At 49.2% G+C, this 17428-nt stretch carries 13 protein-coding genes and 1 pseudogene; 9 read left to right on the top strand and 5 right to left on the bottom strand.

Going from position 1 to position 17428, the window contains the following annotated elements; translation table 11 throughout:
- From hslV to priA, 3 genes are all read right to left on the bottom strand, one after another.
- A complete protein-coding gene (gene hslV, locus C2M29_RS04265) occupies window positions 1–519 on the bottom strand; it encodes an ATP-dependent protease subunit HslV (protein ID WP_105188545.1) in 519 nt (172 codons plus the stop codon).
- 133 nt (window positions 520–652) lie between these two features.
- Window positions 653–1186, bottom strand: a complete 534-nt coding sequence (locus tag C2M29_RS04260) for an SPOR domain-containing protein (protein ID WP_105188544.1) — start codon at window positions 1184–1186, stop codon at window positions 653–655.
- A 19-nt stretch (window positions 1187–1205) separates the two neighbouring features.
- The gene (gene priA, locus C2M29_RS04255; RefSeq protein WP_105188543.1) at window positions 1206–3461 is read right to left on the bottom strand and encodes a primosomal protein N'; all 2256 of its coding nucleotides are present in this window, start codon (window positions 3459–3461) and stop codon (window positions 1206–1208) included.
- 194 nt (window positions 3462–3655) lie between these two features.
- Here priA and rpmE point away from each other — a divergent pair, with 194 nt between their 5' ends.
- A complete protein-coding gene (gene rpmE / locus C2M29_RS04250; RefSeq protein ID WP_105188542.1) occupies window positions 3656–3871 on the top strand; it encodes a 50S ribosomal protein L31 in 216 nt (71 codons plus the stop codon).
- Between the two features lie 525 nt (window positions 3872–4396).
- The gene (locus tag C2M29_RS04245) at window positions 4397–5644 is read left to right on the top strand and encodes a malic enzyme-like NAD(P)-binding protein (protein ID WP_105188541.1); all 1248 of its coding nucleotides are present in this window, start codon (window positions 4397–4399) and stop codon (window positions 5642–5644) included.
- Between the two features lie 64 nt (window positions 5645–5708).
- Here C2M29_RS04245 and metJ read toward each other — a convergent pair whose 3' ends face one another.
- On the bottom strand, window positions 5709–6029 hold the full coding sequence (gene metJ, locus C2M29_RS04240; RefSeq protein ID WP_105188540.1) for a met regulon transcriptional regulator MetJ: 321 nt from the start codon (window positions 6027–6029) through the stop codon (window positions 5709–5711).
- A gap of 176 nt (window positions 6030–6205) precedes the next feature.
- Here metJ and metB point away from each other — a divergent pair, with 176 nt between their 5' ends.
- On the top strand, window positions 6206–7366 hold the full coding sequence (metB, locus tag C2M29_RS04235) for a cystathionine gamma-synthase (RefSeq protein ID WP_105188539.1): 1161 nt from the start codon (window positions 6206–6208) through the stop codon (window positions 7364–7366).
- Between the two features lie 15 nt (window positions 7367–7381).
- Window positions 7382–9727 carry a bifunctional aspartate kinase/homoserine dehydrogenase II gene (gene metL, locus C2M29_RS04230; protein WP_105188538.1) on the top strand — a complete coding sequence of 782 codons (2346 nt, stop codon included), beginning with the start codon at window positions 7382–7384 and terminating at the stop codon, window positions 9725–9727.
- A 52-nt stretch (window positions 9728–9779) separates the two neighbouring features.
- Here the strand turns inward: metL and C2M29_RS04225 are convergent, their stop codons facing one another.
- Window positions 9780–12371 carry a penicillin-binding protein 1A gene (locus C2M29_RS04225; RefSeq protein WP_105188537.1) on the bottom strand — a complete coding sequence of 864 codons (2592 nt, stop codon included), beginning with the start codon at window positions 12369–12371 and terminating at the stop codon, window positions 9780–9782.
- A gap of 134 nt (window positions 12372–12505) precedes the next feature.
- Between C2M29_RS04225 and C2M29_RS04220 the strand changes: the two are divergent.
- The 5 genes and pseudogenes from C2M29_RS04220 to C2M29_RS04200 all read left to right on the top strand — a co-directional run bounded on the left by C2M29_RS04220 (window position 12506) and on the right by C2M29_RS04200 (window position 17347).
- A pseudogene (locus C2M29_RS04220) lies at window positions 12506–13584 on the top strand (pilus assembly protein PilM).
- Window positions 13572–14138, top strand: coding sequence for a PilN domain-containing protein (locus tag C2M29_RS04215; protein ID WP_105188536.1), 567 nt, complete (start codon window positions 13572–13574; stop codon window positions 14136–14138). The pseudogene C2M29_RS04220 and the gene C2M29_RS04215 overlap by 13 nt, the downstream one beginning before the upstream one ends.
- Entirely contained in the window at window positions 14135–14734 is a 600-nt protein-coding gene (locus C2M29_RS04210; protein ID WP_105188535.1) for a type 4a pilus biogenesis protein PilO, read from the top strand. Before C2M29_RS04215 ends, C2M29_RS04210 begins: the two co-directional genes overlap by 4 nt.
- On the top strand, window positions 14734–15270 hold the full coding sequence (locus C2M29_RS04205; RefSeq protein WP_105188534.1) for a pilus assembly protein PilP: 537 nt from the start codon (window positions 14734–14736) through the stop codon (window positions 15268–15270). The genes C2M29_RS04210 and C2M29_RS04205 overlap by 1 nt, the downstream gene beginning before the upstream one ends.
- Window positions 15254–17347 (top strand): type IV pilus secretin PilQ, encoded by a 2094-nt coding sequence (locus C2M29_RS04200; protein ID WP_105188533.1) that lies wholly within the window; start codon window positions 15254–15256, stop codon window positions 17345–17347. Before C2M29_RS04205 ends, C2M29_RS04200 begins: the two co-directional genes overlap by 17 nt.
- Window positions 17348–17428 lie beyond the last annotated feature (81 nt).

Below are 17428 nucleotides of genomic sequence, written 5' to 3'. Positions count from 1 at the left end.
TTACAATTCTTCAATGGTTTGGAAGTTGTTAGTGAATACGCAAATGTCGCCGGCTATCTTAAGGCTCTTTTCAACGATTTCTCGTGCTGATAGCTCAGTATTCTCTAACAGTGCGGTGGCTGCGGCCTGGGCGAAGTTGCCGCCGCTGCCGATGGCGATAAGGTCGTTCTCGGGTTGTACCACGTCACCATTACCGGTAATGATCAATGACGCGGTTTCATCGGCCACCGCCAATAAGGCCTCAAGCCGTCTCAGAGCACGGTCGCTGCGCCAGTCTTTAGCCATTTCTACCGCCGCCTTAGTGAGGTTACCCTGATACATTTCCAATTTGGCTTCGAAACGCTCAAACAGGGTGAAGGCATCTGCGGTACCGCCGGCAAAACCGGCAATAACCTTGCCGTTAAACAAGCGGCGCACCTTACGGGCGTTGCCTTTCATTACCGTGTTGCCAAGGGAAACCTGGCCATCGCCACCAATAACGACTTTACCTTCGCGGCGTACAGAAACTATCGTAGTCATGTGAATCCTTTGCCCTTAATCAATCTGGGCTTTGTTGAGTCTAATAGCGAGGTAATATGGGCGTGGGTCGGGGATTTCAAGGTATAAGGCGAAATCCCCGCGGACTGGCTGTGTTTTTAATGGGGGCTGAGGCTTATTGCCACAGCCAGATGCCACAGCCCATGATTTTGGCCTGGCGTTTGAGTTTGTTTTTATCGCTTTCTGCGCCGCGCTTGGTGGGGTAAGGACCCAAGCGCACCTTATACCACACGCCGTTTGAACCTTCGGTGCGACGGATCTCGGCCATCAGGCCGGTAAAGGCAATTTTGGCCTTCAGCGTTTCTGCCTGGGCATAGGTTCTAAATGAACCACACTGCATGACGTAAGGGCCTTTTTGCTCAACCTCTTTAACTTCCACCTCAATTTCGGCCTGTTTTATCTCGTTGATAAACTCGGGCGTTTCTGGTTTGTGAATAACAGGTTTCGACTCTTGTTGCGGCGGCTGTTTTACCTGTTCGACGGCCTCGGGGTCGGCATTATTTTTGATGTACCACAGGCCATAGCCAAAGCCGGCACATAAAATAATGGCGGCGATAATTAGCAAGACAGGCAACTTCTTTTTCGGCGGGGCCTTTTTCTTTGCGCCGCGTTGGGGTCTTTTGCGATTTATGTAGTCGTGTTGCGCCATACGTGTGTGTTGACTCTCTTTACATCATGTCGATGGGATCTATGTCCAAATTCCAGCGCACCTTTTGTGCCAACTTATGCGAGCCTAAGTAGTCGATAAGTTGCGTCACAAAGGCGTGTAACGCGCCTCGATCAGCACCCTGGATATGCAACTGGTACCTAAATTTACCAGCAACGCGCTCCAGAGGAGCGGGTATTGGTCCCAGTAATTGTATCTTAGGGATACGGGTTGCGGGAACTAAATCCGTTAAAAAACGAAGCACTAGCGATAAATCGTGGGCTTCGGCACGCAATAAGGCTAAATGACTATAGGGTGGTAACTCGGTTTCCTGGCGCTCTTGCAGGGCGTAGCGAGCAAAATGCTGATAGCCGTTATTGACCAGATCTTGCAGTAGCGGATGCTCTGGAAAGTGGGTTTGCAGCAATACTGTGCCCGGCTCGCCACTCCTTCCGGCGCGGCCTGCTACCTGCGTGAGTAATTGCGCCAGATGCTCGGTGGCCCGAAAATCACAGGAATGCAGTCCGGCATCGACATCCAGGATTATCACCAGGCTGACATCGGCGAAATGGTGGCCCTTGGCGAGCATTTGTGTGCCCACTAAAATGCGGGCGCCGCCCTGATTGATGCGTTCAAGTTCCTCTTCTAAACTGCCTTTTTTACGTGTTGAGTCCCTGTCTATGCGGCTGATGGGGATGTCTGGGAACTGTTTGCTTAATGCTTCTTCCAACTGCTCCGTGCCCAGGCCCACAGGGTGTATCTGTGTGCTGCCGCAATCCGGGCATTGCATGGGGGGCGCCGTTTGTTCGCCGCAGTGGTGGCAGACCAGGCGTCGCATGGACTTGTGATAGGTGGCGCTGGTGCTACAACGCGGGCAGTCGCTGAGCCAGCCACACTCGTGACAGATCAGTGAAGGTGAGAAGCCGCGGCGGTTGAGAAATACCATCACCTGCTTATGGCGGCCTAGTTCTCGTTGTATATAGGCGAGGCTGGCGTGACTTAAACCTGCTTGCAGATACTGGCCCTTGATATCCACCAGTTCATAGTGGTTATCGCTGCTGGTTTGCGCTCGCTGCGTTAATGACAGCAGATGATATTTTCCCTCAATCGCCCGGTTCAGGGTCTCCAGCGCCGGGGTTGCACTGCCCAATACCAACGGAATATTATGCTGTTGGGCACGATAAGCACTGAGGTCGCGGGCGTGATAGCGCAGGCTGTCTTGTTGTTTGAATGACGCGTCGTGCTCTTCATCGACTATGATCATACCTAGGGATAAAAACGGCATAAAAATGGCCGAGCGGGTGCCTATGACTATGGCGCAGCTGCCTTTTTGACAAAAGCGCCAGGTTTGCAAGCGTTCGTTGTCGGTGAGCGCCGAGTGCCAAAGCATAATTGGGGTGTCTGGGAAGCGGCGGCGAAAACGGTTGACCGTTTGCGGCGTCAGGCCAATTTCCGGCACTAACACCAGCGCTTGTTTGCCTTGCTTGATGACTTCTTCCAGACATTGCAGGTAAACCTCGGTTTTTCCGCTGCCGGTGACGCCTTCGAGTAAAAAGCAGGTAAAGCCTGAGCTTTGATTTATGGCACTGCAAGCCACCGCCTGTTCGGCGTTTAGCTTCGGCTTACTTGCTACCTTGATTTCATTGTCGCGCCAATGACTGGAGAATTCGATGCTGATCTCGGCCAGTTCCTTATCGACTAAGGCATCGATAGTGGCCTTGGTGTAGCCCAGGGCTTTTACCTCGGTTACCGGTGATTTCCCCGATTGCGCCAACTGCGACATCAGCGCCTGCTGTTTCTTTGCCCTTAGGGTGGGTAACGCGCGGCCCTTTTCGGTGAGCTGAATATAGTTGATGCTGGTTTTATCTATATCTTCCCCTTGGCGCAGTGCCTTAGGTAAGGCGGTGAAAATAGTCTCACCCAAGGGATAATGATAATAACGGGCGGTAAATTTCAATAGTTGCAAATGGGTCGTGTCAATAACAGGAGCGCTATCGAGCACCTTAATCACCGTCTTTACCTTGTCTTTTGGCAACTCGCTGCTGGCTTTGGTAGCCAATACTAGGGCTGTCACTTGGCGGTTGGCAAAGGGCACCAGCACCCGCATACCGGGTTCAAGGCTGGCTGCCATATCCGGGTCGTCGACTAGGTAGTCAAAACTACGGTGTAAGGGCACCTTGATGGCCACTTCCACATAGCTTTCATTTTGGGTTATTAAAATACTAGCTTGTTGGGGGCTCGGTGAAGACGACAAGGGTAAACTCACAGCATCAGACATGCTGTTAATGTACTAAATTCATGGCGAGGTGAATAGCGGCAATTAATGCTTGAACATTAACCGCTAGTTAAATAAAATACGCGGCCTTAAGGGTGCTGAGCAAAACTTTACTGGTCTTAGCACATTGAAACTAACGCGTATGGTGCCAAACTTCGGGTTTGGAGAGCGATACGGCCTATTTAGAGGTAACCCCCATGAAAGAAGGTATCCACCCTAAGTACGAAGCAATCAATGCAACGTGCTCTTGTGGCAACAAGTTCGAAACTCGTTCAACTTTGTGTAAAGACATTCACCTTGACGTATGTTCAGAGTGTCACCCTTTCTACACTGGTAAGCAGAAGATTCTTGACACAGGTGGTCGTGTTGACCGCTTCAATAAGCGCTTCGGTGCGCTTAGCAGCAAGAAGTAATTCATTGCTTATTAGAAAAAAGCACCTTCGGGTGCTTTTTTTGTGCCTGTTGCTTTTCTCTCTCCAAATTAATGCCTTGTCTGCTCTAGTTCTCACTTCATGAGCGCAATTGTTTTTATCCATTCCCAGTATTGATACAAGTCACTTTGCTTTTTTTACCGCCGATAGTATTTATAAAAGTAGCAATAATGCATCTAAATGAGGTTAAAGTGAGGAAATTTGGTGCTATTTTTCCTATTTAGTTAACGAACCTATTTTTTATTCTCTATTGTTATATGAATTGCATTTTTTATATCTTTAGTTATGATTTATGCAGCTTTAATTGCTTTTTTTCACCCCTAAAAGGCATGTGAATGTCGCTCATGCTTGGGGAAATTAAAATAATTAACCGGGATCATGATGCTAAAACCGCTTAATTTCGTACAACAGGATAGACCTGATATTACTTGGAATATAGCTGGAAAAGCAGTATTGTTGCCGTAGTTACCTGAACTCTCACCAACATTTCTAGCAGGATACTTTTTCATGTCAGACTTTCGTCAACAAGCTCTCGATTATCACGCTCATCCCGTTCCTGGCAAAATCAGCGTTGAGCTGACTAAAAGTGCAGAAACGGTCAACGATCTCGCCTTGGCCTATAGTCCGGGTGTGGCCGAGCCGGTACGCGAAATTGCCGCCGACGCCAACAATGCATATAAGTACACCGCGAAAGGCAACATGGTTGCGGTGATCTCAAACGGCACGGCAATTTTAGGCTTGGGTAATTTAGGTCCGTTGGCATCAAAACCTGTAATGGAAGGTAAGGCATTATTATTTAAACGCTTCGCTGGCCTAGATTCGATCGATATCGAAGTAAAGCACCGTACCACGGAAGACTTTATCAACACGGTTGAAAACATTGCCGATACCTTTGGTGGTATTAACCTTGAAGACATCAAGGCGCCGGAGTGTTTTGAAATTGAAAAAGCGCTGATCGAGCGTTGTAATGTGCCTGTGTTCCACGATGACCAGCATGGTACTGCTATCGTAACCGCAGCGGGTATGCTCAATGCCCTTGAGATTCAAGGTAAAGATATCAGCGACGCTCTTATCGTATGTTTAGGTGCCGGTGCCGCAGCCGTAGCCTGTATGGAGCTGTTGATTAAATGTGGTGCTCAGCGCGAGCACATTTATATGCTAGACCGTAAAGGCGTTATCCACACTCGTCGTGACGACCTGAATGAATATAAGCAGCTATTTGCGAACAATACGGATAAGCGTACCCTGCAAGACGTGATTGCCGATGCCGACGTGTTTGTTGGTGTATCTGGTCCTGATCTGCTTTCTGCCGATGAGTTAAAGTTGATGGCCGACAAGCCCGTGGTCTTTGCCTGTTCAAACCCGGATCCGGAAATTAAGCCAGAAGTGGCTCACGGCGTCCGTCAAGACTTGATCATGGCTACCGGTCGTTCTGATTATCCGAACCAGGTAAACAACGTATTATGCTTCCCGTTTATTTTCCGGGGTGCCCTGGATGTGCGTGCCACGGCAATTAACGATGAAATGAAGATTGCTGCGGTCGAAGCCATTCGTAGTATCGCTAAAGAGCCGGTACCACAAGAGGTGTTGACGGCTTCGGGTGTCACCGAGCTTGAATTTGGCCCGCAATACATTATTCCTAAGCCAATGGATCCGCGCTTATTGCCTCGTGTTGCTAAAGCGGTGGCCGAAGCGGCTGTGGCATCGGGTGTAGCGCAAATTGAACTGCCAAGTGACTACATGAATGACAAGTAATTACTGGCATTGCCAATAAAAAAAGCCCCAAGCTAGCTTGGGGCTTTTTTTATGTTTTAAGCGTTTAATCGTCACCGATCTCCGGGATCTCTAATCCCATTTCCGCCATGATCTTACGCACTTCCTGCGGCACCTTTTCCGGATTATCCTTACGTAAGTCTTCATCGCTGGGCAGTGGCTGCCCGGTAAAGGCGTGTAAAAACGCTTCACAGAGTAATTCACTGTTAGTGGCATGACGCAGGTTGTTCACCTGGCGTCTGGTGCGTTCGTCTGTTAATACTTTTAAAACGTTGAGCGGGATTGAAACGGTAATCTTTTTTACCTGTTGGGCTTTCTTACCGTGTTCCGCATAAGGGTGAATATATTCACCATTCCACTTGGCCATAATTTGCGTCTTGTTTTTGGTCACTTAGGCATCAATAAGGCCGAAATTTTATCGTGTTGGAAAGGATAGTCAAATATTCCTCATATAGCTATTTAGACGTATAAATGTTTTGACATCTAAACTTGGATATTTTAACCTTTTGGACGTCTAAACATCTATATCTGATTGGAGGCACTATGCCCAAGCTAAATAAACAGACCATTGCGGTGCGCCACGGCATTGATGCCGATCAGCATCATGGCGCAGTTGTGCCCCCAATTTATTTATCTACCACCTATTCTTTCGCCGACTTTGATACCAAGCGCCAGTATGACTATGGCCGTAGCGGTAACCCTAATCGCGATATTCTTGCCGAGACCTTGGCGGAGCTTGAGGGCGGCGCACGCGGGATCATTACGGCCACTGGCATGGCTGCGGTGCATCTAGTGACGCAGTTACTGACACCAAAGGATACCCTGGTGATCCCTCATGACTGTTATGGCGGCAGCTACCGTCTGTTTACCTCGCTTGCAAAGCGGGGTCTGTTGCAGGTGAAGGTGGTGAATTTCACCGACGCTCAGTGCTATCAGCAATTGATCGCTGCTAAACCAAAATTGGTATGGGTTGAAACCCCGAGTAACCCAATTTTACGCCTGACCGATATTAAGGCCGTGTGCGCCGCCGCGGCCCAGGTGGGTGCCCTGGTGGCGGCGGATAACACCTTCCTATCGCCGGCGCTGCAAAACCCATTGGCATTGGGATGCGATATCGTGGTGCATTCAACGACCAAATACATTAACGGTCACTCCGATGTGGTGGGTGGTGCGGTGATTTGTAAAACACCGGAACTGGGCGAAGAGCTGGCCTGGTGGGCCAACAATATTGGTATTACCGGTGCGCCGTTCGATAGCTATCTTACCCTGCGCGGATTGCGTACCCTGAAAGTACGTTTGCGCCAGCATGAAGAAAACGCCCGGGCCATCGCCGAGTATCTGGAACGGCATCCTGGAGTGGAGAAGGTCTACTATCCTGGCCTGGTCACTCACCCACAACACCGGTTGGCCAAGGCGCAACAAAGTGGCTTTGGCGGCATGGTGAGCTTTGATATCAAAGGCGAGCTAAAAGACAGTGCCAAGTTTCTTACCTCGGTGCAGCAATTTACCCTGGCCGAGTCACTGGGCGGTGTCGAGAGTTTAATTTGTCACCCGGCGACCATGACCCATGCGGGCATGGATAAGGAAGCGCGCTTAGCAGCTGGCGTGGGTGACACCCTTATTCGTATTTCTGTTGGCATCGAAGATAAAGAAGATCTGATTGCCGATCTTGAGCGTGCCTTTACACTACTTCATAACAGCTAGTCGGGAGTCGGATTCATGGCCAAGGTAGTACATAAATTTGGCGGCTCTAGCCTAAGCAGCGCGGCGCGTTATTATGCGGTCGCCAATATTATTCTCGCACATAGCCAGGTGGGTGACATAGTCGTGGTGTCCGCCGCCGGTAAGACCACGGATACTTTGGTTAAGTTATGGCAGGCGTTTGAGCAACAAGATCAGCATTGCGCTGTGGATGTGATAAGCCTGTTGCGTAATCATCAGCAGGAGCTGATCCAAGAGCTGTTAAGCGGCGAGAACAAAGCGCTGGTATTAAATCTGTTGGAGCAGGAATTAGCGCAGGTATGGCAAGAATTTGAGCAGGGGAGTTTGCAGGAGGCGGCATTATTGGCCCATGGCGAGCTATGGTCGGCGCGTTTGTTATCCAGCTATTTGCAGCAACTGGGCGTTGAGGCGCTGGCTTGGGATGCGCGCCAGCTGTTATGTGCCCAACAGGGACAACTATTGCATCGCGTTAATGAGCAGCAGTGTCAGCGTTTAATTAGCTCGGATAAGATTAATGTGATCACCGGTTTTATCGCCGCCGATCAGCGGGGTCAAACAGTGACCTTGGGGCGCAATGGCAGCGATTACAGCGCCACCTTATTTGCTCGTTATATGGGCGTAGACGAAGTGTGCATCTGGACCGATACACAAGGGGTGTTTAGCACCGATCCGAGAAAGGTTTCTGCGGCGCAGAAATACCATAAAATTTGCCGCGCTCAGGCACAATTATTAGCGGCCCTTGGCAACCCTGTATTGCACGCCAAGACTCTCTCTCCCTTACACGGCACAGACATTAAGCTGACGGTGCGCAGCTCCTATGATAGCGATGCTGTGGGCACCGAAGTCGTGCGCGAGGGAGGGTGTAAGCATAAGCACTTTATTACCACCTTGACGCAGCAGGATGTGATTAAGGTTTTGCGTTTGGAGCAGGGGGAGCTGGAACAATTACAACGTAAATTACAGACTAGTCTTATCGCCTGCGACCTTGATGGCATCTGGTATCTGGTGGTGCCTCAGCAACACAGTGCCGAGCTACTGCATTACTTTGCAGAGCGCGCCCAATTGCTGGAGTCAAATGTCAACGGTTTTGCCCTGGTTGCACCACAGCGAGAGTTGGAAAAATGCCAGCAACAGGCACAACAGGGTTTGAGCGAACTCAACCTAAATGCCCGTTTTAGCTATCTAGGTGAAGGTTATTTTTTGCAGTTAACCGATGAAGAAATTGATGCCGATAGCCTGGGCTACTTGCACCAGCGTTTGTTGGGGTCCCAACGGCAGTTGGCCGTGGTGGTGGCTGGCTTGGGTAATGTTGGCGAGGTTTTCGTGACGCAATTTGCCCAGCAATTGGCGCGTTTACGTCAGCATATAGAAATTAAGGTGGTGGCCTTAGTGCGCAGCGAAAACATGCTTTATGACCCTTGTGGCATCGATACCGAACAATGGCAAGCGGCCTGGGAGCAAGATGCTCAGCCTTATACGAATAACGAGCTGTTAGCGCGTTTGGCGCAGCTTGATTACGAGCACAAGGTAGTCATCGATATCACCGCCAGTGAGGTTTTTAGCCAGCTTTATCCGCAGTTTGCCAAGGCCGATTGTCATCTAATCAGTGCCAATAAATACGCAGGAACCGCACCCTTGGCCTGGTATCAAAGCCTGAAACAGGACTTGGCTCAGCGTAACTTGCAGTGGCGCTACAACACCAGCGTTGGTGCCGGACTACCGATAAACTTCGCCCTGGCTGATCTGCAAAACAGTGGTGATAGGGTGACCCGGTTGCAGGGCGTTTTTTCCGGCACCCTATCCTGGTTGTGCAGTCGCTATGATGGCGGCACGGCGTTTTCCCAGTTATTGCTGAAGGCGCAGGAGCTTGGTTTTACCGAGCCTGATCCTCGTGAAGATTTATCTGGGCGCGATGTCCAGCGCAAGTTGTTGATCTTGGCGCGTGAACTGGGGTTAGAGCTGGAGCTGGATGATATTGAGCTTAGCGCCTTAATGCCAGCGCAATTGGCCAAGGGCACTTGGCAAGAATGTCTGGAAGATCTTGGTGAACTGGATGATTTTGTAGCGACGCGCGCGCAGCAAGCCAAGGCAGAGCAGAAGGTGTTGCGTTATAACGCCGATTTACGCATTGAGCAGGGGAAAGTTGAAGCCAAGGTCGGGCTGGTAGCGGTGCCGACCAATGACCCATTGGCGGGCTTGCCCCCCGGTGACAATATTTTTGTCGTCAATAGCAACTGGTATCAGGATAACGGCTTGGTGATCCAAGGGCCGGGGGCGGGCAAGGAAGTCACCGCTGCGGGTGTGCATTCTGATCTTTACTGGCTTGCCACCCGATTAAACTAATCAGGGCTTTCGCTCAGAATTAAAAAAGCCAGCATATGCTGGCTTTTTTATGTTAGAACAACTCGTCCTCTGTCGGCAGAGCCTTCTCTCCCGGCGTCTGGGTTTCAAACAGCACCGGTGGGGCTTTTTCTACGTAACGGGTCGGCGCCGTGCCCTTAATAAAGTACTCGAAGCGACTGGTGTGGTCGTTGTTATGACTTAGCAGACCGGTTTTCAGGTCAATGCGCACCGATTCTAATCCTTCGGGTGGTTCAATCGCCGCGTATGGTTGATCTGCAAGGGCCACGCGCATAAAGTCGATCCATGCCGGCAGTGAGGTCTTAGCGCCGGACTCGGCACCAAAGATCTGACCGCGGTCGAGATTATTGTTGTAGCTGGTTCGTCCCAGGGGGTTGCCGGGGTTATCGAAACCAACCCAGACCGTGGTCATGACATTGGCATTGAAGCCGCTAAACCAGGTATCGACCGAGTTGTTAGTGGTGCCGGTTTTACCGGATAAATCACGACGCTTTAATTTGGTGGCGCGCCAGCCGGTGCCGTTCCAGCCGGTGCCGTGTTGCCAGTCCCCACCACCCCAAATCGCGCTGTTCATGGCATCGGCAATTAAAAAGGCGTTTTGCTCGGAGATCACGCGTGGCGCACAGCTGGGTATGGCTTGCTCTTGCGATTGCAGCTCGTCGATTTGCAGCTCGGTTGTTAATTGTTCGCTGGCAGTGGCTTCACCTGTGGCCAAGTCTTCGAGCTTAGCGAGTTCGGCAAACTCGGCTAACACCTCATTTTTACGATGCTGTTCATTGCTACACGCAAGTAATGGCTGAGCTTGATAAAGCACTTCGTCTTCGCTGTTGAGGATGGTACTAATAAAATAGGGCTCCACCAGGTGACCACCATTGGCAAAGGCGCTCATCCCGCGAGCCAACTCCAACGGCGTTAGCGAGGCACTGCCCAGGGCCAAGGTTTCATTGCGCGGAATATCCTCGTCCTTAAAGCCGAATTTAAGTAGGTGCTCGGCGGCGGTATCAACGCCCACACCACGGATCAGGCGCACCGAGACCACGTTTTTAGACTGGGCCAGGGCACGGCGAACACGAATGGGACCAACATATTTTTCCGGGCTGTTTTTTGGACGCCAGGCTACACCTTGGCTTTTATCCCAGTGGTTGATTGGCGCATCGTTGATAATGGTGGCCAACGAGTACCCATGCTCCAGAGCCGCAGAATAAATAAAGGGCTTGATATTCGAGCCTACCTGGCGCTTGGCTTGTACGGCCCGGTTATATTGGCTCTGTTCAAAGCTGTAACCACCGACGATGGCCTTAATGCGACCGTCCTTGGGGTCAATCGATACCAAGGCGCTGGCGGCATCGGGAAGCTGAGCCAATAAGGGAAGGCCATCCTTGTTGAAGCGGTACCAGATTTGTGCCCCTGGGTTGACAATATCGGCGGCCGTTTTTGGGGCAAAGCTTTGACGTGATTGGGTGATAAAGGTGCGTGCCCATTTCAGGCCTTCCCAATCTATGGTTAGACGCTCATTGTCTTTGGTTAGCACGGTAATAGCTTGCTCTTCAACAGACATCACTACCCCGGCATGAAGATCTGCCAGTGTATTAACGCCTTTTAGGTACCGTACTAACTCTTGGTCACTTAGGGGCTCGTCACTGCCATCTTGCCATAAGTAGGCCTCGGGGCCACGATAACCGTGGCGCATATCATAGGCATAGAGATTATCGCGAAGCGCGGTTTGCGCTGCCGCCTGCATGGTTGACTCTACCGAGGTATAGACTTTGATGCCCGAATTATAAGCCTGTTCGGTACCGTACATGGCCACCAATTCGGCGCGCGCCATCTCGGAAATATAAGGAGCATAGAGTTCTATCTCGGCACCATGGAAGGTCGCGGTGATTGGAGCACTTGTAGCTTCCTGATATTCAGAAGAGCTGATATAACCTTCATCCAACATACGCGCGAGCACCACATTACGGCGTGCTTTGGCACGTTCCGGGTTGCGAATCGGATTTAATGCCGAAGGGGCTTTCGGTAAACCTGCAATCATCGCCATTTGTGCTAGAGTTAATTCATCGAGCGATTTACCATAATAAACTTGGGCCGCAGCACCAATACCAAAAGCGCGGTTTCCTAATTCTATTTTATTAAGGTAAAGCTCGAAAATTTCATCTTTGCTTAATAATTGCTCAATGTGGATGGCAATAAATATTTCTTTAACTTTGCGAATATATGCTTTTTCGCGAGTTAAAAAGAAGTTTCGCGCTAATTGCATTGTAATAGTACTGGCTCCCTGGCGTTTTTCACCGGTGGATATTAGTACTAAAGCACTACGTACTATACCTATTGGGTCTATACCGTAGTGTTCATAAAAGCGATTATCTTCGGTGGCCAGGAATGCTTTCAGAAGTGGTTCCGGGACGTCGTTGATTTTTACAGGGATTCGCCGCTTCTCACCAAACTGGTTGATCAGTTTGCCATCCCGCGTAAATACTTGCATTGGTGTTTGTAACTTTACATCTTTTAATACCGCTACGCTGGGGATGTCAGGCTTCACGTAAAGGTATAAAGCAACCAGAGTAATACAGCCCAGGAGGCCACATATGCAAAGGATTTGTAAAAATTTTTTGAATATTTTCACGGATAATTCCCTATTTGGACTCCCAATTGAGCGCAGAGGTTGCTAGTATATCTTGATTAGAAAGTGAATAAAATTTTTTCATCAATAATTTATAAGTCTATTATAATTATAAAAAAAGGTTTCACGTTGGTCTTATGTTAAATCGACTTCTCAAAAAGTCAGTGCCTGCCATGGTGGGCATCGACATTGGCTCACACTCTGTTAAAGCGGTGTTACTAACACAGCAGGACCAGGGTTATCGTCTCGATGCTGTTGCAATCGAACCTATGCCTAAAGGGGCTATGGCCGAGCGTAACATACAAGATATTGAGGCGATTGGCCGCGTAATCGCAAAACTTAGAAGACGCATTCCAAAGTCTATTAGTCACGCCGTTGTTGCTGTGTCTGGTCAGACGGTGATCACTAAGGTGATCTTCATGGACGTGTCATTAAGTGATGCTGAACTGGAATCGCAAATCGAAATCGAGGCCGATAGCTTAATCCCTTATCCCCTGGATGAGGTAAGCATTGATTTCGAAAGCTCGACATCAACGAGGCTGACCCGTCAAAGGTCAATGTGTTGCTATCGGCAGCGCGCACGGAAAGCGTTGAAGCGCGTTCCGGAGCGGTTGAAGCCGGTGGTTTCACGCCCAAGGTGGTTGATGTTGAAACCTATGCTTTGAGCAGGAGTTTGGATGTGGCCTACGCATCATTGCCAGACGATGCCAAAGACAAGGTGGTGGCTTTGGTAGATATAGGTGCAGTGATGACCTTGGTCAGCGTGGTGCAAAAAGGCGAGACCATTTATACCCGTGACCAGGTATTCGGTGGTGAGCAATATACCAACACCATTGTTTCCTACTACAACAAAAGCTTTGACGAAGCGGAGCGGGCTAAATGTACAGGCGATTTGCCGCCTAACTATACCTTTGAGGTGTTGGCTCCGTTCCAGACCTCTTTGCTGCAGCAAGTTCGTCGCGCCGTACAAATGTTTTTGACCACCAGTGGTAAAGATCAAGTAGATTACATTGTCTTGTCTGGCGGTACGACCATGATCGATGGCCTGGATAGATTGCTTGTCGATGAATTGGGTATTCATACCGTTGTTGTTAACCCCTTTGCCAGCATGGAAATTGGTTCGCGCGTTGATCAGGAGTTGATCGACAAGCATAAGGCCCAATTCGCCGTCGCCACGGGTCTTGCATTGAGGAGCTTCTCAGCATGCCACATATAAATTTACTGCCTTGGCGCGAAGCCGCACGAAAGGAAGCGCAACAAAACTTCGTTACCATCTTGGTGATGGTGGTTGTGGTCGCTTTTGTTTCTATGTTTGCACTTAGCCAAGTTTATGGTGCCATGATCGATGGTCAAAATGTACGTAACAACTTCCTAGTAAGAGAAATTCAAATACTGGATAAACGTATCGCCGAAATTCGTGAGCTGGACAAGAAAAAAGAAAGCTTGCAACAGCGTATGCGCCTGATTGAAGAGCTGCAAAGTAACCGTAACCTGGGTACACGTATTATGGATGAAGTAGCGAAAATCGTTCCTTCCGGCGTTTACTTTACGACGCTAGAGCGTCGCGGTGATGCAATTCAGATTACGGGCAAAAGTGAGTCTAACAACCGCTTATCAACCATGATTCGTCAAGTTGAAGGCTCATACCTACTAGAAAGAGCATCCCTGCAAGGCATTGTCGCCGGGGAAGAACAGGCTCGTTTGTTGAGTGATTTCAATATGCAATTCAGCGTGAAGTCCTTCGATGAGATTGACGAGGTGAAACAATGAGTTCAGGTTTTAAAGCCTTTAGTGATATCGAGTGGGGTGAGCTGGAGTTCGACAACATAGGTGAATGGCCCGCCCTGGTTAAGGGGTTGGTGTGTGTATTCGCCGCCGGACTGGTGTTGTTCTTTAGCTATAAACTGCTCGTGGAAGATAAAATCACTAGTTATGAAAACGTGCAAAATAAAGAAGTCGAATTGCGCGATAGCTATCGCTTTAAGTACTCCAAAGCCAGTCGCCTAGAAATCTACAAGCAACAAATGCAAGAGATGGAAGAGAAGTTCTCCCAGCTATTGAAAAAGTTGCCGACCTCGAATGAAACGCCTGGATTGCTGGATGACCTCTCTTACGTAGGGACAACCAGTGGCTTGACCTTTGTCAAAATTGGCTGGTTGCCAGAGATTAAAAAAGAGTTCTACACCGAGCTACCCATCAAGATTGAGGTTGAAGGAAGCTACCACGAATTTGGTGAGTTCGTCGGTAAGGTAGCCCAGCTACCGCGTATTATCAGCTTGCACGACTTTGAAATCGAAGCTACAGGTGATGACCAGCTAGTCTTTAGTGTGGTCGCCAAGACTTACCGTTATGAGGGGGATGAATAATGAAAAAACTCCTCGCAGTCGCCTCGTTAACACTGTTAGTGAGTGGGTGTTTTGATGACACGACCGAGCAAAAAGAGTTTATCAACCGAGTAAAAGCCAGTACGCAGCCCAAGGTGGAGCCAATTCCTGAAATTGCCCAGTTTGAGCATTTTGCCTACAGCGCATCCGACTTACGTAGCCCGTTTGTGGCGCCAAAGCCTGAGCTAATTCAGGATAAGTTGATTCAGGTGCAAAATTGCTTACACCCGGATCCACAGCGTAAGAAAGAGCCTTTGGAGCGTTATCCGCTAGATAACCTCTCGATGAAAGGCACACTCGGTACCGGGCCGCAAACATGGGCCCTTGTGAAGGCATCGGATGATACCTTACACCGAATTTCAAGAGGCAATTACGTTGGCTTGTATCACGGCAAAGTGACTCAGGTACGCAGTAACTACATAGAATTATTAGAGTTAATCCCTGATGGAGCAGGATGTTGGAAAGAACGCCTGACCAAGCTAGAAATGTTGGAGGCAGGTGATGATTCCAGTTCATAAAAATCAAGGTAACAGCACAATGCAAAATAACGCATTCAAAATGAATCGTATCTATTCTTTGGTACTCGCAGTAGCTACCCTGTTTATGTCGAGTTTTGCGACAGCCGTACCCTTGTTGTACGACGTTCGCTACAACCCATTACTGGAAGGTGAAACTGAGGTAGAGTTTGTATTCGATGAGGAAATCTACATCGAACCCCAGATTCAGGTATTCAGTGAGCCGGCACGTATTGAGCTTTTCTTTGATGAGGCCGATTATGAGCAAAGTCTTGAAGAAGTCTTAATTAATAAGGCCGGTGTAGAGAAGGTAACCAGTGAGTTTGTTAATGACGGCTTTAAGGTAACCGTATACCTAGATCGCCTGAAAATTTATCAGACGCGTATCGATAAGAACTTGTTCTATCTACACGTTTCCGATAACCCAGTGCAAGACGCATCGCAAACCATTGCCGAAGAAGACGAAGGTGATAACTACATCAACCGTATTCAAGCCCTGGACTTCCGTCGTGGCGAAGAAGGTGAAGCGCGCGTATTGGTATTCTTACAAGAAAACATGGCCGCTATTGATGTGCAGGAGCAAGCGGGCAAGGTTATTGTAGAGTTCCACAACACCGACATCATTGATGACCTTCTTTATCAATTGGATGTGATGGACTTCGGTACCGTGGTGAGCATGGTAGAAACCTTTAAAGAAGGTTCTAACAGCCGCATCGAAATCGATACCACAGACGCATTCGATTACAACTATCAGCAACTCGACAACATCTTTACCATTACTCTGGAAAAAGATGAGTCGAAGCGCAGCTTCCTTGGCAATGGTAAGGACTACCAAGGTCGTCCCATGTCGCTGAACTTCCAGGATATCTCTATTCGTGCGGTACTGCAGATCATCGCCGATTATAATGGCTTTAACCTTGTAGTGAGTGATTCGGTTGCCGGTAACATCACACTACGTTTAGACGGTGTGCCTTGGGACCAAGCCCTTGATATCGTACTACGAGTAAAAGGCCTGGATAAGCGTATGGAAGGCTCGATTCTAATGGTTGCACCAACCGAAGAATTAGCCGCTCGTGAAGCCAAAGAGCTAAAAGCCAAGCAACAGGTTGAAGACCTGGAGCCGCTATACAGCGAATACATTCAGCTTAACTATGCTAAGGCGCAAGAGTTTGCTGATTTATTGCAAACCGACGTGAACAGCATCCTTTCTAGTCGTGGTAGCGTGTCGGTTGATGCCCGTACAAACACCTTGTTAATCAAGGATACGGCTAAGAGCATTGAAAACGTGCGTCGTTTGATTGAAACTCTGGATGTGGCGGTGAAGCAGGTTGTTATCGAATCTCGCATGGTAACGGTACGCGATAACGTTCAAGAAGACCTGGGTATCCGCTGGGGCTTTAGTGACCAAGGTGGCGACACTGGAGTATCGGGTAATCTGTTAGGCGCAACCGATGCTGCTAACGGTATTGTGCCAAGTATTACCGACCGCTTGAATGTGAACTTACCGGTAGCTAACCCTGCGGGCAGTATTGGTATGCACGTGGCTAAGCTTGCCGATGGTACCTTGATTGACCTGGAGCTTTCAGCACTAGAGCAAGAAAACAAGGGTGAGATCATCGCCAGCCCGCGTATTACAACCGCCAACCAGAAAAAGGCACGTATCGAGCAGGGTACTGAAATCCCTTATGTTCAGTCGGCATCGAGTGGTGCGACTACGGTGACCTTTAAAAAGGCCGTACTAAGCCTGGAAGTGACTCCGCATATCACTCCTGATAACAAGGTTATCCTTGATTTGGCCATCACCCAGGATACCCGCGGTGACACGGTAGATACGGCAACGGGTCCTGCGGTCGCCATCGATACTCAGCGTATTGAGACTCAGGTGTTGGTTGAAAACGGTCAAACCGTGGTGCTAGGTGGTATTTACCAGCAGCAGATCATCAACTCGGCTCGTAAGGTACCGCTACTGGGCGACGTTCCTTACCTGGGCGCACTCTTCCGCTCAACCAGTGAGCGTAATGAGAAGCGTGAGCTACTTATCTTCGTAACACCGAAGATTATGGTTGAGAGCTCTCTGTAAGCCTATCTGATAAGAAAAAAGCCACTCTAATGAGTGGCTTTTTTATGCCTGCTATTCAGTGTTAGTCATTAAAAAGGCCAC

Source organism: Pseudoalteromonas sp. T1lg48, assembly GCF_002964785.1.
In the GTDB taxonomy this organism is placed as follows: Bacteria; Pseudomonadota; Gammaproteobacteria; order Enterobacterales; family Alteromonadaceae; genus Pseudoalteromonas.
The sequence above is the reverse complement of the archived record's forward strand: the minus strand, read 5'-3'. Positions and strand labels throughout refer to the sequence as shown.